Annotated in this window: 23 protein-coding genes; 3 read left to right on the top strand and 20 right to left on the bottom strand. The window is 37.1% G+C overall.

Annotated features, from left to right (window positions below):
• Positions 1 to 23: 23 nt before the first annotated feature.
• From D3873_RS03340 to D3873_RS03260, 17 genes are all read right to left on the bottom strand, one after another.
• A complete protein-coding gene (locus tag D3873_RS03340) occupies positions 24 to 1,301 on the bottom strand; it encodes a motility associated factor glycosyltransferase family protein (protein ID WP_119882693.1) in 1,278 nt (425 codons plus the stop codon).
• 2 nt (positions 1,302 to 1,303) lie between these two features.
• A complete protein-coding gene (locus tag D3873_RS03335) occupies positions 1,304 to 1,645 on the bottom strand; it encodes a DUF8042 domain-containing protein (protein WP_119882692.1) in 342 nt (113 codons plus the stop codon).
• The gene (locus D3873_RS03330) at positions 1,635 to 3,323 is read right to left on the bottom strand and encodes a motility associated factor glycosyltransferase family protein (protein ID WP_162920130.1); all 1,689 of its coding nucleotides are present in this window, start codon (positions 3,321 to 3,323) and stop codon (positions 1,635 to 1,637) included. Before D3873_RS03330 ends, D3873_RS03335 begins: the two co-directional genes overlap by 11 nt.
• A 122-nt stretch (positions 3,324 to 3,445) precedes the next feature.
• Positions 3,446 to 4,258, bottom strand: coding sequence for a flagellin N-terminal helical domain-containing protein (locus D3873_RS03325; RefSeq protein ID WP_119882690.1), 813 nt, complete (start codon positions 4,256 to 4,258; stop codon positions 3,446 to 3,448).
• 57 nt (positions 4,259 to 4,315) lie between these two features.
• Complete coding sequence (gene hag / locus D3873_RS03320; protein WP_119882689.1) at positions 4,316 to 5,128, bottom strand: flagellin Hag; 813 nt, start codon at positions 5,126 to 5,128, stop codon at positions 4,316 to 4,318.
• A 57-nt stretch (positions 5,129 to 5,185) separates the two neighbouring features.
• Entirely contained in the window at positions 5,186 to 5,998 is an 813-nt protein-coding gene (locus D3873_RS03315) for a flagellin N-terminal helical domain-containing protein (protein ID WP_119882688.1), read from the bottom strand.
• A 123-nt stretch (positions 5,999 to 6,121) separates the two neighbouring features.
• Complete coding sequence (gene csrA, locus D3873_RS03310; protein ID WP_119882687.1) at positions 6,122 to 6,343, bottom strand: carbon storage regulator CsrA; 222 nt, start codon at positions 6,341 to 6,343, stop codon at positions 6,122 to 6,124.
• 2 nt (positions 6,344 to 6,345) lie between these two features.
• On the bottom strand, positions 6,346 to 6,780 hold the full coding sequence (gene fliW / locus D3873_RS03305; protein ID WP_119882686.1) for a flagellar assembly protein FliW: 435 nt from the start codon (positions 6,778 to 6,780) through the stop codon (positions 6,346 to 6,348).
• 20 nt (positions 6,781 to 6,800) lie between these two features.
• The gene (locus D3873_RS03300; protein ID WP_119882685.1) at positions 6,801 to 7,355 is read right to left on the bottom strand and encodes a DUF6470 family protein; all 555 of its coding nucleotides are present in this window, start codon (positions 7,353 to 7,355) and stop codon (positions 6,801 to 6,803) included.
• A 56-nt stretch (positions 7,356 to 7,411) separates the two neighbouring features.
• Positions 7,412 to 8,323 carry a flagellar hook-associated protein FlgL gene (gene flgL, locus D3873_RS03295; RefSeq protein WP_119882684.1) on the bottom strand — a complete coding sequence of 304 codons (912 nt, stop codon included), beginning with the start codon at positions 8,321 to 8,323 and terminating at the stop codon, positions 7,412 to 7,414.
• 11 nt (positions 8,324 to 8,334) lie between these two features.
• Positions 8,335 to 9,882: a flagellar hook-associated protein FlgK gene (gene flgK / locus D3873_RS03290; protein WP_119882683.1), complete on the bottom strand. Its 1,548-nt coding sequence runs from the start codon at positions 9,880 to 9,882 to the stop codon at positions 8,335 to 8,337.
• 11 nt (positions 9,883 to 9,893) lie between these two features.
• Positions 9,894 to 10,391 (bottom strand): flagellar protein FlgN, encoded by a 498-nt coding sequence (locus D3873_RS03285; protein WP_119882682.1) that lies wholly within the window; start codon positions 10,389 to 10,391, stop codon positions 9,894 to 9,896.
• 64 nt (positions 10,392 to 10,455) lie between these two features.
• Positions 10,456 to 10,716 (bottom strand): flagellar biosynthesis anti-sigma factor FlgM, encoded by a 261-nt coding sequence (gene flgM, locus D3873_RS03280; RefSeq protein ID WP_119882681.1) that lies wholly within the window; start codon positions 10,714 to 10,716, stop codon positions 10,456 to 10,458.
• 180 nt (positions 10,717 to 10,896) lie between these two features.
• Positions 10,897 to 11,307, bottom strand: a complete 411-nt coding sequence (locus tag D3873_RS03275) for a TIGR03826 family flagellar region protein (protein ID WP_119882680.1) — start codon at positions 11,305 to 11,307, stop codon at positions 10,897 to 10,899.
• A 58-nt stretch (positions 11,308 to 11,365) separates the two neighbouring features.
• Positions 11,366 to 11,983 (bottom strand): ComF family protein, encoded by a 618-nt coding sequence (locus tag D3873_RS03270; RefSeq protein WP_119882679.1) that lies wholly within the window; start codon positions 11,981 to 11,983, stop codon positions 11,366 to 11,368.
• Positions 11,964 to 13,298: an ATP-dependent helicase ComFA gene (locus D3873_RS03265; protein WP_119882678.1), complete on the bottom strand. Its 1,335-nt coding sequence runs from the start codon at positions 13,296 to 13,298 to the stop codon at positions 11,964 to 11,966. The genes D3873_RS03270 and D3873_RS03265 overlap by 20 nt, the downstream gene beginning before the upstream one ends.
• 94 nt (positions 13,299 to 13,392) lie before the next feature.
• Positions 13,393 to 13,953, bottom strand: coding sequence for a nuclear transport factor 2 family protein (locus D3873_RS03260; protein ID WP_119882677.1), 561 nt, complete (start codon positions 13,951 to 13,953; stop codon positions 13,393 to 13,395).
• 471 nt (positions 13,954 to 14,424) lie between these two features.
• Here D3873_RS03260 and D3873_RS03255 point away from each other — a divergent pair, with 471 nt between their 5' ends.
• Positions 14,425 to 15,357, top strand: a complete 933-nt coding sequence (locus D3873_RS03255) for a nuclease-related domain-containing protein (RefSeq protein WP_119882676.1) — start codon at positions 14,425 to 14,427, stop codon at positions 15,355 to 15,357.
• Positions 15,358 to 15,636: 279 nt separating this feature from the next.
• On the opposite strand, the gene D3873_RS03250 is transcribed toward D3873_RS03255, so the two are convergent.
• Both D3873_RS03250 and D3873_RS03245 read right to left on the bottom strand, forming a co-directional pair.
• Positions 15,637 to 16,311, bottom strand: coding sequence for a response regulator (locus D3873_RS03250; RefSeq protein WP_119882675.1), 675 nt, complete (start codon positions 16,309 to 16,311; stop codon positions 15,637 to 15,639).
• Between the two features lie 33 nt (positions 16,312 to 16,344).
• Positions 16,345 to 17,499: a sensor histidine kinase gene (locus tag D3873_RS03245; protein WP_119882674.1), complete on the bottom strand. Its 1,155-nt coding sequence runs from the start codon at positions 17,497 to 17,499 to the stop codon at positions 16,345 to 16,347.
• Positions 17,500 to 17,647: 148 nt separating this feature from the next.
• Between D3873_RS03245 and D3873_RS03240 the strand changes: the two genes are divergently transcribed.
• Positions 17,648 to 18,280 carry a YigZ family protein gene (locus D3873_RS03240; protein ID WP_119882673.1) on the top strand — a complete coding sequence of 211 codons (633 nt, stop codon included), beginning with the start codon at positions 17,648 to 17,650 and terminating at the stop codon, positions 18,278 to 18,280.
• 130 nt (positions 18,281 to 18,410) lie between these two features.
• A complete protein-coding gene (locus D3873_RS03235; protein WP_119882672.1) occupies positions 18,411 to 19,436 on the top strand; it encodes an LCP family protein in 1,026 nt (341 codons plus the stop codon).
• 262 nt (positions 19,437 to 19,698) lie between these two features.
• Here D3873_RS03235 and D3873_RS03230 read toward each other — a convergent pair whose 3' ends face one another.
• Positions 19,699 to 20,739 (bottom strand): glycosyltransferase family 4 protein, encoded by a 1,041-nt coding sequence (locus tag D3873_RS03230; RefSeq protein ID WP_119882671.1) that lies wholly within the window; start codon positions 20,737 to 20,739, stop codon positions 19,699 to 19,701.
• Positions 20,740 to 20,824: the final 85 nt, after the last annotated feature.

The following is a 20,824-nucleotide window of genomic DNA, read 5'->3' as shown; positions in this document are numbered from 1 at the left end:
AAATTTGTCGGTGTAGCAAAACGTTATTTATATAGTTGAGTATTACGTATATATGCACCTTCAGGACATAGATTTTGAAAATCAATTTCTTTTTCTTCAGCTATCCTTCTCTCAATCCATTCTTTATAAATCGCTAAATTCTTGGGAGAAAAAATTTCTCTACCAAAATAATCCTGAATTTTCCTTAAATCAGCTGAGGAATCCATCATAATATCATCCTCTTTAGTAGACTTAGTATATAGTTCACCATCGACTAGTGAGAAATTAAACCCTGCAAATAGGATATTCTTTGGTTCCAACGAAATTGCATAGTCCGTCATCAAAGTGACTACTGAACCACCTACATTATATATTTTTTTCTGATGTTTTTTTGCTAATTCCTGTGCGTCTGGATATCCATTTTGAAATGCAATAAGCTTTTTCCCTTTAAACATTTTTAGAGTCTTACTTGATGAAGTAGAAAGAAATACTCCAGTCAAATTAGATGTTTCAATTCCTTCAATTTGTTTTGAAACAATTTCTAGGGGATCACTAAAGAAAACGAGTGAAGGAATAATATTGTTTTTTAGTAATATTCTTAGAGCAGAGCCAGCAGCGAAAATAGGAAAACTCAACGATAATTCTTTTAACAACTCTAATCTTCTATCTAAAGTAGGTCCAGAAGCAACTAAAATTATTTTATCGCTTTGAATGCAGTGACTACTTAAATTATCTAAATTTAACGAGGTATTGTATAAAAAATTTTCTTTCATCAGTTCTTTGTTTCGATTGAAAGATAGTTGTTGCATATATAAATTCTCAATAGTTTGTTTTAAGGATTTGTTCGTAATAATTTTCATGGAAGGTTCATGTATTATTATTCTTAATTTTCTTTGTAAAACTTCACTTATGTTTTGTGAAAAACCAGGGAATAAAAAAAAGAGGTTTTCTTTTCGCAAAAATGAAGAAATATCCACCTTCCGTGTTACATTTGAGAATAGTTCTATATTAGGTTCTAAAATAAAAATTTCTCTTGATGATTCTTGTAACAAACTCGTTAGGTGGTATCCCAATGAAAATCCAACAATCAATAACGGGGTATTATCCATTTCAATCATTCTTGAAAAAGTTTGAACTTCGTTATTCATGTTATAATTAGAGTGCATAAATAGAGTTTTTTCGGGTGTAGAATATCGGCAGTTTATTATTCCTTCCCTCGAGTTGGCAAATATAAAGGGAGAATTAGTAAAATCGTGCGATACAATATCTTCTATAGCATCATTGAAGTATAGCTGATTCTTCGAAAAAATATCGTTACTCATTTTTAACTTAATTTACGCTCTATTTTGATGTTTTCAAAAAATGGAGCTAGTTCATATTCAAATAAATCCGCTAACATCACTTCATCGTTGTTATTTAAGCATATGTTCACTTCTTGCAAGTGCATTTTCAATTGCTCTTCCTCTAAATTAATAGTGTAGCCATTTTTATTTAGATGATTTGTAATCGTAACAAACCATTCAATACCATCAGAAAAATCATTTATGCTTTTAAATGCAATATCTTGATTACCTTCTCGGAACATCTGTGCAATTTTTTCACATCCAGATGGTAATATTTCTAAATAATTACTTAATGAACTATATAATTCCTCATTATTGGTCATCGTTATTCTCCTCACTTAAATGCTTCCATCTATTCGACACAGATACTTCATTCACATATTTATAAACATAGCGAATAAATGAATCTAATGTTTCTAACATTTCTAACCGTTCTTCATTAGTGGCAAAATTTCCTTCAAATCCAAATTCAAACATATTATTAATTTTCTGGGTATCTGAATACACTTTTGGAAGTATATGTTTTTCAATAAATTCGTTTTGCCTCATCTTTTTTACTAATTTTAATAAAGAAATTAAATCAACTAGATTGATTGCTTTTTTGTTAAATCTTTCTAGTTTTTTTATATAATTTTCTAATTCATTTTTGTTATTCTCAATTAAGCATTTGTATTCATTTGATTTACTATAACTCAGACTTGGTTTTGTAAGATCTCCTAGCCAAGATTTATCTATACTATTCTCAATGAAAATTTCACTTTTATTCTTATACGGGACATGGAGAATTTTTGCTCCATGCAACGACAAATTGAACACGTTAGGAGTTTTTTCAGTTTTATTCAACATACTCATTACGTTATTAAAGCTTTCTAACATTGATGATAAAGCATGAGTTGTTTTAGTTTGTTCTCCGGAATTAGCTTTCACTTCTATTATTTGCCCTAGGTTCAATGAACCTTTGTGTTCCTTAACACCTTCCGCATAATATTTCCCATCCGATAAAGCTAAATCTTGACCAACAAGATAAACATTTTGAAACCCCATAAAATGTGTCATCAAGAGAGTATAAATAGCAACGGAAGGTGCAGAAGGTATTGTTATTAAATCTGGTCTACTCTCAAAAGAAATTGTATCTCCCATAAAATTGGTCATAAATAGTGGTCCATTATGAAATTTTAGGATTTCGTGATTTGTAGTTCCAGCTGATATAATTACACCTGTATATGCAGAATTTTTGAAATGCGCATCATAATTTATTTTACTTGCATCTATTATGGTTACAAAATCTGGAGAAATTCCTTGGTGAATTAAACCATTTATAGCAGAACCAGTTGCAAAAATATAGGCTGAGTCTTTATTAGCTTTAATAAAATCGATATTTTCTTTAAGCGATGGCCCAGATGCCACAATAATAGCATCCTTGTTATTAAACTTTTCTGTGTATTCTTTTATATCAATTGATTTTTCAAAATATCCCAAATTCAATACTGGTTCGGTTATCCATTCTTCTCTAAATGCACGTTCAGTATTCTTATTTATTTGTGTTATGGTTGCTCCTTTCTTAATAATATCCATAGTATTCTTGAGAATAGCTGGATCGATCTTTTCGTAGTTCGGATGGAAAATTATCTCATATTTTAGTCCCATACCATGTCGTATTACTTCATTTACTTTTAATGGAGTAAATTCATCGAATGTCAATATTCTCAGTTTAGAACTTCTAATATCATCCATTAAATCTTCATTTATTTTTATATCATCAAATGGTTCAACTAGAACCACATTATTATCTAATTTCAATTCTAACAATTGTCGAATAATCTCTGAGTTTCCTATACCAATGATAAAATAAACCTTGTCTTTTTTAAAATCCTTCAAGAACTTTTGAATTTCTCGTCTTGGAGATATTTTTGAGTTTAACCTTATAGAATTTTCGTTGTTTTGATTGTAAACATATATTATAGAACCTTCTTTTGAAATTTCAGTATGTATGGTATTCATAGTTTCTCCTGCCAATTTATTTATCAGTTTAATGATACTCACATATATAGAATGTGTAAACATTCGTTGAGAATCTCATTTTTAAAAAAGCCTTATCACTTATGTGATAAGGCTTTAAGTAACTATTGAAGTAATTGTAGTACACCTTGTGGTTGCTGATTAGCTTGAGCTAGCATTGATTGAGCAGCCTGCATTAATATGTTGTTTTTAGTGAAGGACATCATTTCTTTCGCCATGTCCACATCACGAATACGAGATTCAGCAGCTGTTAAGTTCTCACTTGTAGCTCCTAAGTTATTAATTGTATGTTCTAAACGATTTTGAATTGCCCCTAAATCAGAACGTTGAGAAGATACTGATTTAATTGCAGAGTCGATTAAAGCAATTGCACTATTTGCCCCAGACTGAGTACCAATATCAACTGTATTTAAGCCAAGAGCCGTAGCGTCCATTGCCGAAATAGAGATTGATAATGTTTGTCCTGTATTAGCACCAATGTGAATAACTTTTGCATTAAATGATCCAGTTAATAGAGACTGTGTATTGAACTCAGTATCAGTAGCAATTCTTGTAACTTCTTTATTTAAAGCATCAATTTCTTTTTGAAGCTCTGCACGATCTGATGAAGTGTTTGTATCGTTAGAAGACTGAACAGATAGTTCTCTCATACGTTGAAGGATTGCATGAGTTTCATTTAATGCGCCTTCTGCAGTTTGAATTAAAGAAACACCATCTTGTGCATTTTTGTTCGCCATATCAAGACCGCGAATCTGCCCACGCATTTTTTCGGAGATTGCAAGTCCAGCTGCATCATCTCCTGCACGGTTAATACGGAAACCAGATGATAATTTTTCAAGATTTTTAGAAGCTTGTGAACTGTTTGCTGCTAAATTACGGTGTGTGTTTAATGCTGAAATATTATGTTGAATTCTCATTTTGAGATTCCTCCTTGAATTTTAGTTGTAACATCCATGTTACACATTAGTTGTTAATTATTGAAGTAACTGTAGTACACCTTGAGGCTGTTGGTTTGCTTGCGCTAGCATTGATTGAGCTGCTTGCATTAAGATATTATTTTTCGTAAATGACATCATTTCTTTTGCCATATCTACGTCACGAATACGCGATTCAGCAGCAGTCAAGTTTTCACTTGTAGCACCTAAGTTATTGATAGTGTGTTCTAAGCGGTTTTGGATTGCTCCCATGCTTGAACGCTCGGCAGAAACTTGGCTAATTGCAGCATCAATTGATGAAATTGCACCGTCTGCATCTGCTTGTGTACTAACTGAAACTGCACTGATGCTTAACGCAGAAGCATTCATAGCGCCAAATGATAGCGTTAAAACTTGTCCAGTATTAGCTCCGATATGGATGCTCTTTCCAGTGAAAGTACCGTCTAATAAAGACTGCGTATTGAACTCTGTATCATTTGAAATTCGATCAATTTCAGAAACCAATGCCGTAATTTCTTTTTGAAGCTCTGCTCTGTCAGAAGTTGTATTCGTGTCGTTAGCCGATTGTACTGCTAATTCACGCATACGTTGAAGGATTGAATGAGTTTCATTCAAAGCACCTTCTGCAGTTTGAATTAAAGAAATACCATCTTGTGCATTTTTGTTCGCCATATCAAGACCGCGAATCTGTCCACGCATTTTTTCGGAGATTGCAAGTCCAGCTGCATCATCTCCTGCACGGTTAATACGGAAACCAGATGATAATTTTTCAAGATTTTTAGAAGCTTGTGAACTGTTTGCTGCTAAGTTACGGTGTGTGTTTAATGCTGAAATATTATGTTGAATTCTCATTTTGAGATTCCTCCTTGAATTTTAGTTGTAACATCCATGTTACACATTAGTTGTTAATTATTGAAGTAACTGTAGTACACCTTGAGGCTGTTGGTTTGCTTGCGCTAGCATTGATTGAGCTGCTTGCATTAAGATATTATTTTTCGTAAATGACATCATTTCTTTTGCCATATCTACGTCACGAATACGCGATTCAGCAGCAGTCAAGTTTTCACTTGTAGCACCTAAGTTATTGATAGTGTGTTCTAAGCGGTTTTGGATTGCTCCTAAACTTGAACGTTGAGCAGAAACGCTACTTAGTGCAGCATCAATCTTTCCAATAGCGTTATCTGCTGTTGCTTGTGAGCTAATAGAAACAGCACTTAAACCAATAGCAGATGCACCCATTGTTGCAATACTAACTGACAAAGTTTGACCAGTATTAGCTCCAATGTGAATTAATTTACCTGAGAAACTTCCATCAAGTAATGTTTGAGTGTTAAATTCAGTGTCAGTAGAAATTCGATCAATTTCAGAGATTAACGCAGTTAACTCTTTCTGTAGCTCAGCACGATCAGAAGTTGTATTAGTATCATTCGAAGATTGTACTGCTAATTCACGCATACGTTGAAGGATAGAATGAGTTTCATTCAAAGCACCTTCTGCAGTTTGAATTAAAGAAATACCATCTTGTGCATTTTTATTTGCCATATCAAGACCGCGAATCTGTCCACGCATTTTTTCCGAGATTGCAAGTCCAGCTGCATCATCTCCAGCACGGTTAATACGGAAACCAGATGATAATTTTTCTAGGTTTTTAGAAGCTTGTGAACTGTTTGCTGCTAAATTACGGTGTGTGTTTAATGCTGAAATATTATGTTGAATTCTCATGTTGAGATTCCTCCTTGAACTTTATTCCACATCCATGTGGGTAAAAGGTTTACTTAGGGTCGGCCGCCCCTTATGAACCTTACAATATGTTTATCGTATATTTTCATAAAATATTAACCATTATTATTTCTTTTTCTTTATTATTTCTAGTAAATCTTTTGAAACGGAAAGCACTTCCCTATTTTGTTCAGTAATGGACTGATAAATTTCGGATCGATAAATCTTAATACTTGAGGGCGCAACTATCCCGACTTTTACGCTTTCACCTTCTATGTTAAGAATTTTCAACTCGATGTTATCTCCAATTATTATGGACTCGTCTTTTTTTCGGGTTAGAACTAGCATAGTTAGACTCCCCCTTTAGACAGAAGATATCTTAATGGGTATTTCTCTTGATCATTTAATACAATTTGTTTTCCTAAGTTTTTCTTGGAATTAATTATAATAGGTGATAACAAATTCATTGTAGACTCTTCAAAAACTTCTTTCAGAGTAACTAAAGAATACACAGAGACATCCTCTAGTTTTTCAATTCCCAATTCCTTTTTATCTAAATCAGAAACGTCAAATTCATACTGACTATTAAATAAAAAAGGGTATGCCATGACAAAACCAATTTGTTTTTCGTTTATGGATTGAAGAATGATAAATGGAGATTCAGAATCAACTGGAATCATTGCAAACTTATTATATTCTTCAAACCCTAGAATCCCCTCAGGAAAATTAATAATCTGATTTTCTGTTATTTCTGTGCTTCCAAAAAATTTCGTTTCAATTAGCATAAAAATTCTCCTATCTTTTATCAAACTACAACATCTATTTCAATTGATGGATTTTCAATCATATAACCAGAAACATCCCAAGGTGAATAAGTAAATTGCGGCTTATTTTGTTGCACATCAATTTGAGGACTTCTTGGAGAAATCTTAATATCAAGATTGCCCGCTATATACTTTATATCTACTGCATTTATTGATGGGATAAAGTCTAGACTCAAATTTTTTAACCTGTGAGCAATTTTTGAACTTGCAATTAAGGGTATTGCATTTGAATTTTTTTCAATTCCCATTAATTGGTTGCCTTCATTTGCCCGCCTTGCTATGCCTGTTAATACTAAAGACTTTGCTTTAGAGGAAGTATTCTTACTAAATTCTAATGGATTGTAATAGCCAAGATCTCTTCTCCCCTGTGTTGTATCAAGAAGTAACTTTGCATCCTGCTGATTAATATCGATAATTGCATTGGGCTGTGAAATAGTAAGACTTGCTTTTGGCTGTCTTATCCCAACGTTAGCATCTTGAATTGATAAGCCTAATTTAGCTGAAGTAGTCTGAATCTGAATTCTTGGTATTCTCATAGCTGCATTCCCTCTTTTTTAAAAAAGCGTTTGAACAATAGTTCAAACGCTTTTTATTATCTTAAGAAATCTACTAATGTTGGTTGAATAATTCTAGATCCTACAGACAATGAAGCTCTGTGAACCGATTCTTGTGAAATAAGCTCTGTGATTGATTTTTCATAATCAATATCTTCATTGTTTGAAAGTTGTTTTGTGACAATAACTTCTTGAGTAGAAAGACGATTTTCCATCATTTCTACACGGTTTTGTCTTGCTCCAATGTCAGCTCTTTCTTCTAGGACTGTATTTTGCAAGTTACTAATTTCCCCTAAAAAACCATCAAAATCAGATCCGGAATTAGGTGTCGCTAAAAAGACAGTTTCCAAATCATTTAGAACATTTTCAATCCCATGAAAAACTTCATATCCATTTGAGTTTACTTTTATCTCCACGTTATCGTAAACCTCAATACTTACGTCGTTTGTATAAGCAATATTCGTTGGTGTCCCTGGAAGTGGACTTGAAGATTCTCCAGCCACACTTCCACCTACAAACAACGGTTCTAATGTCTTCGTACCAGAAAATAAATATTTATCTCCAACTTTTGTATTTCCAAGATCGCGAATTTGTTCCTTTACTTGGGCAATCTCTTTTTGAACCTTTAAACGATCATCTGGGGTTAGGGTATCTGTTGATGCTTGAGTTACCAATTCTTGAACCCTTTGAAGAGCTAATCCAACCTTATCCAAAGCATCGTCTGAACTGTCTAACCAGTTAGTAGCTTCTCCTAAATTCCGTTGATATTGCTCTACTTTATCAAGGTTCGTTCGATAACCAATACCCTTCATAGCTACAACAGGGTCTTGCGAAGGTCTTGTGATTTTTTTCCCAGATGTAATTTGCTCTTGTAAAGTACCCATCTTATTATAACTATTTGATAGATTTCGCAACATATTGGAAGAAAGCATTGATTGTGTGACACGCATATATTAGCCCCCTATATTCCTACTCGGCCCATTCCATTTATAATTTTATCTAACGTTTCATCAACTACTGTAATCATTCTTGCAGACGCATTATATGCTTGTTGAAATGTGATCATATTTGTCATCTCTTCATCGAGCGAGACGGCACTAACAGAAGCCTTATTATTAGCAACTGCCATTTTAATTGTTTCTGAGTTATAAGTTAACCTGTTAGCTTGTTCGCCATCTACTCCAAGTTGACCAATTATTGATTGATAAAAAGTTTGAACAGTTGTATTTGTAGTTGTACCAACAGTTAGTTGTGTAAACTTAGTATTTGAAAGATCTAGTGCATTTTGTCCATTTCCTTCTTCTGCATTTGCATTGGAGGCAGCAACGAGACTAGGATTCGTTAATAAATTATTTGCCACGATAATGTTTGCAGCTGTTATCGCCGTACCTCCTGAACCGTCTTCAAAGAAATTCAAACCTGTACTACTGTTTCCTGTCAATTCATCAGGTAAGCTAAAACCAGATTGATGAACTGAATTAAATTCATCTGCAAAAGCTTTTGCCATATCATTTAGATTTTCCAACATGGAAGGGTAATAGCCCACCTCAGCACCAGCTGGTCCTCTGCCGTATGAATCAATTAATGAAAGAATTTTTCCTTTATTAATCGGCATATCAGAATATGCATAGTTACCTCCTGTAGCATTCCCTACAGATGAAAAAGTAATTTGACCATAATCTTCGTAAGTTTCAGTTGATGTGAGAGAAGTTGTCATTTCAGAAAAATCTTTACCAGCTACAACTGCAATAGCACCTGTTTTAGTTTGAATTGATACATTCACGATGCCCTCAGCAATATCTAAAGCGCCCCCACCTGATTTGTCATAACTAATTTCTAGAGGGAAATACTCAGAAAGTTCATCTAACAAATTGTCACGTGCATCATATAAATCATTAGGCATATAGCCATTTGGTTCAATTGCGGCAATTTGTCCATTCAATGAAGCAATTTGTTCTAACATGGAATTAATATCTTTCGTTGAAACCCTTAGTTCATTTTTAATATTCGCTTGTATATCGCTTAGCTGTGTGTGGATGTAATTAAAAGATTCAGCTACAGCAGTACCACGTTGAATAACCACTTTCCGAGCTCCAGCATTCTCTGGATTCGTACTAAGATCTTGCAAGGATTTCCAAAATTGATTAAGCGATTCATTCAATCCAAACTCCGATGGCTCCGATAATATATCTTCCATCTGTGTAATCGCTTGTGAACGTGATTCCCAATAGCCTAGTTTATTAGTCTCTTGTCGGTACTGTCGGTCAATAAACCCGTCGCGAATTCGTTGTACGGAATGTGCTTCTACACCTGTCCCGATAAATCCAGCAGTTTTCGGAGCGTTTAATCCTGTACCAGGATAACCTAGCGTCGGCTGCATGTTAACACGTTGACGTGAGTAACCTTGAGTGTTTGCATTCGCGATATTGTGCCCAGTTGTATAGAGCGCAGATTGTTGCGTAAACAATCCACGTTTGCTTGCTTCTAATCCCATAAATGTGGAGCGCATCGTCTTCCTCCTTATGCTTGCGAGTCGAAATATGTCTTCGACTTAGCAGGTTCCGCCGTTTTATCAGGACGAGAATAGTTAATCTGATCCGGCTTTGGTTTTAGTAAATCCATCGTTAAATTGATAAATTGTAACGATTGGAAGGTTAACTTTTGATTTAATTCATTTTGATAGCGCAATTGATCAACTACTAATAGTAAGTCATTTCTCGCTTTTGTAAGTGCTACCTGATCGTCCGCATTCGTTGCTGCTTCAATTACTGTCGCTACAGTAGGTGTCTCTGCAGGGGAAATTCCATTTTCCCGAAGGTAATCCGTTACCACCGCTTGACGCTGTAATTCGAGCTGACTAATTGCTGCCACGTGCGTTTGCTCATCCTTGAGCAATTGATCGAGACGCTCCATGTCTCCAACTTTGATGATTTCTGTTTTTGTATAGGCTAGCTCTAACAAACTTTTGTGCATACGTGTTAAATTTGTAAGATTCGCCAAAATCGTTTCTGTAGACATGAAAAAACTCCTTCTATCTGCTAGACGAAAAATAACCGCCAACTTCGACCTCTTTGGCGGTCACTTATTCTTTATAAAAATTCACTAAATCTGCTGCTAATTTGTTCGCATCAACTTGATACGTACCAGCATCAATAGATTCTTTTAGCTTCGCAATTTTTTCCGCACGCTCTGCAGAATACACAGACGTTTGCATTTCTTTTGCGACAGATGAGATTTCTAACTTATCAGATGCGAATTTTTGTTTCGCTTCTGCAGCTTCAACCTTCTGTGATTGCTTTTTATACGGATTAACGGCATTTACGCCAACTTGATTAATCTTCATTTGAAATTCTCCTTTCTCAATTGTTCTTACTTACTATTTCGGCAGAAAATCGCGTTATTTAAGGGTCTTTTGATAGAAATTACAAATGTGGGGAGAAAAGACTAGGGATACTTCATTACCTTAACAACCATAACTTAAGTTAGCACGAAAAAAGCTACCCTCTATGGAGTAGCCATTTCCTTACTTCCGATCGGAATGATACGTTCCTTTTTCATTTTGCTTGATCGCTTCACGGAAATTTTGTGCAGCGTCAAACTGATTCAAGTCACGTTTTAAATCATTTGTACAGTTTTGACACAATTTCCCTGAATTCGTTAACTTCCCGCAGTTATCACATGGATAACCTAAATTCGGAAACAACGCAGGTTGCAGTCTACCTTTACGTACCCATTTATACAGTAAATCCTCATTTACACCTGTCACTTCCACAATACGCTCTACATTGGCCGCACGATTTTCTCGTTTTCGGAGAAATTTATACACTTCTTCGTATTGGCGTTCTTCATCTTGCGCACACTTTGCGCACACATCTCGAATACCCGTGTAGTTGAAAAAATCACCACAGCTAGGACAGTTTTTCAATTCACCCATGTGTCATCCCCCGTTCTATCCTTCATTCTACTTTATTATCGGAAAAACGGAAACGATCTTAAGCGTGAATGAGCGCAATTCCTGATACGGATTTCGCCCCAGCTTCTTTTAAAACGAGTGCCGCTTGGTGCATCGTCGTCCCTGTGGTGTACAAGTCATCAAATAATACGATATCTTTGTCTACCATGTTTTTCATTTTTTGGAATAAAACACTTGCTGCTAGTCGCTCTTCTTTTTTTAATTTCCCCATCGTAATAGATGATACTTTTTCTAGTGCATTTTCAAATGGAACTCCCGCTCTTTTTAGCAATTCCTCTACTGGAGAAAAAGTCCGTTGTTGCAATTTATAAGGATGCATTGGAATCGGAACAATGTTTACGTTTTTCGGTAGGGTGGATTTGATTCGATCACGAAAGATTTCAGCTAATTCCACATCGCCGAGAAATTTATACACATGTAAAACATCCCTCATCCAATCATTGTATTCATAAAGACAAGTGATGGAACCCAATGCCCCTTCGTATTTCGTTCCGATAAAGTCTGTTGTAAGGATGGGTGCTGTGTAATCCACGAATTTCTCTTTACATGTTACGCAGCAACGTGTCGGAAACTGATGAAGAAGAATGGCACTCCATGTATCCGTTTCAATAGGTGCATTACATACTAGACAATGCATGAGAGAATCCCCTGTTGCACCGATTTATTTCTCTAACTGCCTCATCCATCTCTTCCGAAATTCCGTGGTGAAAGTAAACAATCGTTCCATTAGGAAAATGTTTGTCTCTTCCAACACGACCACAAATTTGTATGAGTGCACTCGTCGTAAAAATCGGTTCATCTGCTCCGACAACTGCAACTTGCACGTTCGAAATAGTTACTCCTCGTTCTAAAATCGTCGTGGTGAAAATGCCGGGAATTTTGCCGTATCGAAGAGAAAGTACACTTTCTTTGCGAGAGGAAGATTCAGCGTGAAGTGCTGGAATTTCTGGGAAATGTTCTGCTGCTTTTTCCATCAACTCAATCGTAGGAAAGAAAACTAGAAACGGCTTGTCAGATGAAATCTGTCGATCGATCCACTGTTTCAATTTCCCGGGAAATATTCCGTTGTTCAGTTGCTTTTTATATCGCCACAAACTTTCAAATTTTGGCACCGGTAGCGGGTACCCGTGAAATCGTTCTAACACTTCACTGACTTTGTCGACTTTTTGGACTAATTTCTTGTCTGGTGTAGCTGTAACATAATGAGTCGCTACGTGCTGTTTTTTCGCTTTATTCACCGCGAATTGGAGCGATGCATCTACAGAATAAGGAAAAGCGTCAGCTTCATCGACAATCATGACATCAAATGCATGTTCAAACCGATACAATTGGTGCGTAGTAGTAATGACCATATCTGCATACTTCGTCTCAGGCTCTACTCCACCATATAGAGCATGAATCTCCACTCCGCGAAATACTTCTTGAAACCGAGGATACAACTCCAACACCACATCTGTCCTTGGAGTTGCGATACATATACGTTTCTTCTCTCGTAGCATTTGATGGATCACTGGAAAAAGCATCTCTGTTTTTCCAGCTCCGCATACTGCGTGGATTAAATGAGACTTATTGTCGCGATGGCTTTGCAACATCTCGTCAGAAGCTTGACGCTGTTTAGGCGTAAGTGCGGAATTTTCGATATATGTCATGGTTATTTCTCGAATGATTTCTGGACCAGTCCATATAAGTAACGATGCACATGTTGCACATCGCCCCATCCGAATACAATGACGACAATAATGACACGTTTTTTGGCATTTCGCGCATGAGAAAGAAGTCAGATCTTCATTGCCACAGCGCTTGCAATGAGTTTCTTCAATAGAAGGTGTTGCAGTAAGAAAGTGGTGCTGGAGGTGATAATCGATCACATCACTGGGAAATGGCGTATGATCGCGTAGCCAAATACGGCCACTAAAAAAAGCTTGTACATTTTGGTCAAATGGTACAGTCATTGTTCGAGCTCCCTTGTGAGCCCATCTATAAAATGACTGTATAATTCTGGAACGAAAAAAGCAAGCCTCAAATTAGAGACTTGCTTCATATAACTTACTCCGCGTCCCGAATGAAATAGACACTCGTCACTTTCCACGCATTATTCTCTTTTGCGAACACAGTTACTTGCTTCCCAGCACCATTGATTGGCGTGTTTGTTTCCGTCTCCGTCATTTCAATTGACAGATTCGCATACACTTGCGCTTCCTCTTCGGAATACTTCACAATCGTGATATCAGAAGGTGTACGCGTCGTATCGAAACGATCAAACGTCTCTTCCACATTCGCGCGTTCTTCTTCGATATTAAAACCATCTGGATTCTTCGCCAGTGTCGCCATGTAAGTATCCACATCTTCTTCATTAAAGGATTCCATGTACGCATCAAACGCAGCTAAAATCTCCTGTTTTTCATTCTCAGGAACATCCGCAGCCTCTTCCACGCTACCTCCATTTAACGAAAAACCAACATCATCAATCGAATGCTCCACCGCTGCATCCTTCGACATAGCCTCGCCGTCATTCGCCGAACCGCTCGTGGAAGCTTGGTCATCTTGGGAACACCCAGTAAGCGTAAGACCAAAAGCCAAAATTAACGCCATGTATTTACCGTTCATCTATGCAAAACTCCTTCAATAATGTCCGAAACAATTCTTACACACAATACGACGAAACACAACGGAAGAGGTTCGGGAAATAGGGATCGGTTTGGGCTTTTCGTAAAATAAATTCTATTTGCGTCGATTAACTTTCACTTGCGTAAGTTAACTTGACCAATGCGTAAATTAAAATCATCTTTCGTAAAATAACATCCTAAAGTTAACTCAATCGAGAGAATCAGTTATCAGAATGAGGGATAGTTAGTAATTTTCATTATTTAAATTTCTCTTTTGAATTATTTATAGAAAAAAGAGCCCTTTGGAAAATTTCATTTTCTAAGAGATGAAATCATTGTTTTTAAAGGATTTGTTAAATTTTCAGGGTGGTGAAAATAAAATTTCGCCCTTTAATTTAGGGGTAAAATGAAATTATCAGGCATTAGGTTCAATTTAAGTTGGGTGATAGTATTTATTTAAAAAGGAGTAACCATGAATACTGTAGAACCCTCTCAATTAAAAGTATATAAAAGATTGCGAAACCGTGTGGAAAGCGTGGATCCTCTATACGCTCATTTAAGTCGACAAATTGAATTGATAAGTGCGGGATTTGGTGGAGAAAAAGAAGTGGAAAGAGTAATTCGAACACTTAATCTACCTGATGACTCGTATGTTTTTACCGATTTGCATATCCCGATGAGTAACAACCGGTATCTTCAGATTGATGTTCTTGTTCTGACACCATCGTATTTTCTTTTATTAGAAGTTAAAAACATACGGGGAACAATCATGTTTGAAAAAAATCCAAACCAATTAGTTCGAGAAGTCGAAAATGTGCGAGAAGTGTTTCGTTGCCCAGAGCAACAAGTCATTCGACATGAGAGACGGCTTCGTGGATTATTAAATGCCATTTCAGCATCAGGATTACCAGAAATACATCCCTTGATAGTGATGGCGTACCCAAAAACAATCGTTCTAAAAGGACCTGAAAAAGTGAACATCATTAATGCATGTGATCTTGAGAATTACGTGGAAGAAATTAATGCAAACTTCAGTATGGAATCACAAGAATTACATAGAATCGCATCGATCGTCGAACGAAAAAGTTGGCCATTTTTAATGACGCCGCTACATGAAAAATTCCCATTAGAAACAACTGACATAAAAATAGGGGTATTTTGCTCTGAATGCTTGTCTCCAATTCGAAAAAGACTCCGACTTTGTCCATACTGTTCTTACCCAGTTATGCAAAGTCGTATAGACTCTATTGCGGATTTAATGTTACTAGTTCGTAATCCAGTTTCTAACGCAGATATTCGAGAATTTCTCAACATTCATCAACATGAGACAATTTCATATATTCTCCAACACGCAAACTTTAGAATCACTGGTAAAGGAAAAGGAACTAGATATCATTTGAGATAATTTGGTGCGTTTTCGCTCCGGCGAAAACGTTCCTCTTTTTTTCTAAAAGGTAGCGATTTGTGACCAAATCGCAAGAGCATTTTAGGAAAACTGCCTGATAAAGCCTTCCACGTTACGAGTTAATTTACCAAAGTGACAAGTTAATTGACGCACCGACAAGTTATCTTACGTATTTCAACGTTATTTTACGCATTCCAGAGTTAGTTGACGCAAATCCCGAGAGTCCCCCCTCTACACGAAAAAATCCCGCTTCTCTTTCGAGAAACGGGACTACTTTTATTATCGCACTTCTACCCATCCGTTTTTGATGGCAGTTACGACTGCTTGTGTACGGTCGTTGACGTTCATTTTTTGTAAGATGGATGATACATGGTTTTTGACTGTTTTTTCGGAGATGAACAGTGTTTCTCCGATGAGTCGGTTTGATTGTCCGTCTGTTAAGAGTTGTAATACTTCGCATTCGCGTTTTGTTAATAGATGGAACGGACGTCGAATCTCTGTTTGGTGGAAATTGCCTTTGTTTTCGCGTTCTGTTAGGCGACGGAATTCGGTTACTAGGTTACGAGTTACTTTTGGATGTAGGTAACTTCCGCCAGCAGCAACTACTTTGATTGCTTGAACGATTGCGTCTGCGTCCATTTCTTTTAACATGTATCCAAGTGCACCTGTTTTCAGTGCGTGTGTTACGTACGATTCGTCGTCATGGATGGAGAGCATGATAACGCGTGCTTCTGGGTAACGAGCCATTAGTTCACCTGTGGCTTCTACACCATTTTTACGTGGCATGTTGATGTCCATTAATATAACGTCTGGTGAATAGCGTTCGTAAAGACCTACTGCATCGTTGCCGTCGTCTCCTTCAGCTACTACTTCAAACGAATCTTCAAAGTCTAATATACGTTTTACGCCTTCGCGGAATAACTGGTGATCATCAATAATTACAATTTTCGTCATCGTCATTTCCTCCTAAGTTCCCAAAAAACCGTATTATGTGTCTTTTTCCTCATCTAATGGGATTTTAAACTTCATGGTCGTTCCTTCTCCAATAACGGAGATAACTTCCATTTCACCTTTAATCAATTCAACTCGTTCTCTCATTCCTATCATACCAAAAGATTGCTCTTTGACCATTTTTTGATCGAAGCCAATGCCATTATCTTTTACGACGACATTTACATTGTTTCGGGTCCATTCGACTTTGACCCAAACTTCTTTACATCGACCGTGTTTCATGGCATTCGTGATAGATTCTTGAATGAGACGGAAAATCGCAACTTCCATATTCGAGTGCAAACGTTTTTCTTTTCCAAACGTTTGGAAGTGTAATTTGCACCCTACGTTATATTCTTCGATAGTAGATAAGTATTTTTTGAGGGTAGGTATTAATCCCAAGTCGTCGAGTGCCATTGGCCGCAAGTCATATATAATTCGACGCACTTCCGAAAGTGCATTTCGAACCATGACTTTTAAGTCCGATATTTCTGCAAGCGCATGCTCGACTCCTTTTTCCCGATAGGTTCGTTCGATTAAATCCGAACGGACAAGAACGTTCGCCATCATTTGCGCTGGTCCATCGTGAATTTCACGCGATAATCGTTTTCGCTCTTCTTCTTGGGCTTCAATAATTTTAAAGCTATAATCTTGCTTAATCTTCGCTGTTTCGAGAGCTTGTCCAACTTGTCGTAAATCCGATGACAAGTAGTTAAGAACGATATTTACTTGGGCCACTAACTGATCCGCTCGTTCGATAGTTTCGCCTAGTCCTAACAATCGTCGTTCTAATTCGTCACGGCGCTCACGAAGCTGCCGCTCTTCTGTTCGATTAATCGATAACTTAATCTGTAATTCATTCGCCGATTCATACGCTTTACGCACTTCTTCCTCGGAAAATGTGGTAAAATGTTTGGATACCTCTGCAAGTCTTCTTCGAGCAAGTCGCGTTTTATCTTCGAGTAAATCACCTTCCGTAATGACTAAGTTGATATTTAATCGAATTTGATGCAACTCATTTTTCATTTGCTCAAAGTTGGATCGACTTTGTTCACTTATAATGAAGATATCCTTTTTGGACTGATCCATCGTGGCTACCATTTGGTTAAAAATATAATCGAGCGATTTACTATCAATCGATTTCGCAGACATATCGTCGCCCCTTTACGTGCAAATCTCTCTTTAGTCTTATTCTGCACATCCGCCTTTATTCCTGCAAAGGCTGCATTCATTATATCATTATACATACAAAATAATATTAAAATTAAATAACAACTATATGTCAAGGAAGGTAATATTTATGAGAAATAATTACAAAACGATCAAATCTTCAGCCATTGCAGAAATAATTATTGAAAAATCTCGTTTCCTCGCACATACAAAACGAGTCGAAACCGAAGAGGCAGCGCAAGATTTTATAAATGAAATAAAATCGCAGCATAAAAATGCGAATCACAATTGCTCGGCATATCTAATTGGTGAGCACGATAACATTCAAAAAGCGAATGACGATGGGGAGCCGAGTGGAACTGCTGGTGTTCCAATGTTAGAAGTGTTGAAAAAACAAGGATTACAAGACGTTGTCGTCGTTGTCACGCGCTACTTTGGGGGAATTAAGCTTGGTGGAGGTGGACTAATTCGCGCTTACGGAAAATCGGTGACAGAAGGACTTTCCGCTTCAGGAATCGTGGAACGACGCGCCCATTATGTCATGAAAGTCGCCATTGATTACACGTTACTCGGAAAAGTAGAAAATGAAGTGCGTGCGTCAAATTTTTCATTGGAAGAGATTAAATATGCGGAAAATGTGGAATTATATATATATGTAGACATTTCTCAAAAAGAAGAATTTATCTCCTGGATGACTGATTTAACTAGTGGCCAAGGCGAAATTGAGGAGATTGCAACTGAATTTGTCGAATTTGACAAATAAATGAAACAAACTTTTCCTTTTACGTCAAGCGATTCGCGTTGTATAATGGAACTTACTGTGGCGGAAATGAAACCCATTCTCGACTGCAGACGTCTGATAGATGAACTGGGAGCTCTCAGTTTAAAGGAGAATGAATATGAACCGCAGTAAACCGAAAAAAAGCCGAACTGGTTTGAAAATAGCATTGATGTTAGTCGCATCGCTATTGATCAGTTTGACGGCTTATGGCGCTTACATCGTAAAAAAAGCAGAATATGCAGCAAATAAATCGTTTGAATTAGTGGATGGATCGAAAAAATCGGACTTACGCGAAAAAGAAGTCGAACCACTAGATGACAATGTTTCCATCTTGTTTGTGGGAATTGACGACAGTGAAGAGCGTGCTCAAGGATCAGGAAACTCTCGTTCTGACGCTTTAGTTTTAGCTACATTAAACAATAAAGATAAATCCGTTAAATTAGTCAGCATACCTCGTGACTCCTATGTATATATTCCAGAAGTAGATCGTGAAGATAAAATTACACATGCACACATGTATGGTGGTACAAGAGCAACAATTGAAACCGTGGAAGAACTATTAGAAGTTCCAGTCGATTATTACGTCCGAATGAATTTCAACGCATTTATTGAAGTAGTAGATGCTTTAGGTGGAATTGAAGCCGAGGTTCCTTATGACTTGCGTGAAAAAGATCAATTTGACCGCTACACTGTATTTTTAGATAAAGGATACCAACAACTAGATGGTCGTGAAGCTTTGGCACTTGCAAGAACTCGTCACTATGACAACGATATTGAACGAGGAAAACGTCAACAAATGATTATAGAATCCATTGTCGATAAAGCAGCATCTGGATCATCTTTTACGAAGTACGGAGATGTTATCGATGCAGTAGGCGACAACATGAAAACTAACATGACGTTTGATGAAATGAAATCGTTTTTCCAGTATATCCAAGGTGGTGCGCCACAAGTTGATAGCCTTACATTAAAAGGATTTGACGACATGACAACAGGCGTTTACTACTGGCAATTGGATCAAGAAAGCCTTGATGAAACTCGTGATATCTTAAAAAGTCACTTAGGCTTACAACCAGATTCTTCTAGCATCGGTTCTACTATTAATACTACAACTGCTTCCGAAGCAGCAATGGAATAAGAGTGTACAATTCCCTCTGACATTAATTTGTTAGAGGGGATTTTTCTTTTGATTCCATTTCCACACAAATCACTTTTCATACTCTTAGCAACCCAATTCGACAAAACAATCACCGATTCACTAGACTCTCCAACCCAATCGCTTGAACAGCAACCCTATTTCCAAAACAATCACCAAATCACTATAGACTGCAACCCACTACCCCTCCCCTTTTCAAAAACAAAAAACCCGCCGACGCTATGTGCGCTGACGAGTTTCCATTTTACTTATTCATGATTTTCATAAAGTTTAATAACGGACGGTAGTTTTGTCCAGCTAGTCCTACTACTTCAACGAAGAGTTCGATTGCGACTAACATAACCGCGATTAGTAACAATGCTCCCCATACCGTTGCTTGAGAGAAGATGAGTGCTGCGACTCCGAACATTGCGGCCAGAGCATAGATGATTAACACGGTTTGTCTATGTGTAAATCCGACGTTCAGAAGGCAGTGATGTAAATGTGATTTGTCTGGAGCACCAATTGGCTGTTTCAGACGAACTCTTCGAACAATGGCGAAGAATGTATCAGAAATTGGAACACCTAGCATGATAATTGGAATGATAAGTGAAATCACGGTGATGTTTTTAAATCCGAGTAGTGCAAGAACACCGATCATATAACCCAGGAATAATGCTCCCGTATCCCCCATGAATATTTTTGCTGGGTGGAAGTTATAAAACAAAAATCCTGCAGTGCTTGCGGCTAAGATGGCAGCCATCATAAATACGAACATGTCAGCTTTCATAAATGCCATACCAGCCAGTGTTATGAGTGCAATAGTTGAAACCCCTGCAGCAAGTCCGTCTAGTCCGTCAATTAAATTAATCGCATTTGTAATCGCCACAATCCAGATAATCGTTAGTGGAATGGCGAAATAGCCAAATTCTAATTTCCCACCAAATGGTAAGTTAATGAATTCAATTTGTAGTCCACCGTAAATGACGATTCCTGCGGCAATAAGTTGTCCAAGAAGTTTAGCTTTTGCAGTTATTTCAAACATGTCATCTACCATACCGGTAATGACAATCATGACACCACCTGCAACAATGTACCACGCAGTTGGGTCTTCTGGTCGTTGCACAATAAATCCTATTAAAAACGCACCGAATATTGCTAGTCCGCCGAGGCGAGGCATGATGCGTGCATGTACTTTTCTGTAATTAGGTCGATCGACTGCTCCAATGCGAAATGCCAGCATTTTAACTAAAGGAGTCAGTATGATGGATGCGACAAATGCCAGCACCAATGTCAGGTATAGCATGTGGATCCTCCTTCAACTAGCTTCAATAACCATACAAGGTCAATTGTATTATAGCATTTTTTTATTAGACGTAAACAATGAAATC

This window comes from Paenisporosarcina cavernae (assembly GCF_003595195.1).
GTDB lineage: Bacteria > Bacillota > Bacilli > Bacillales_A > Planococcaceae > Paenisporosarcina > Paenisporosarcina cavernae.
This window is presented reverse-complemented; position numbering and strand designations above follow the sequence as displayed.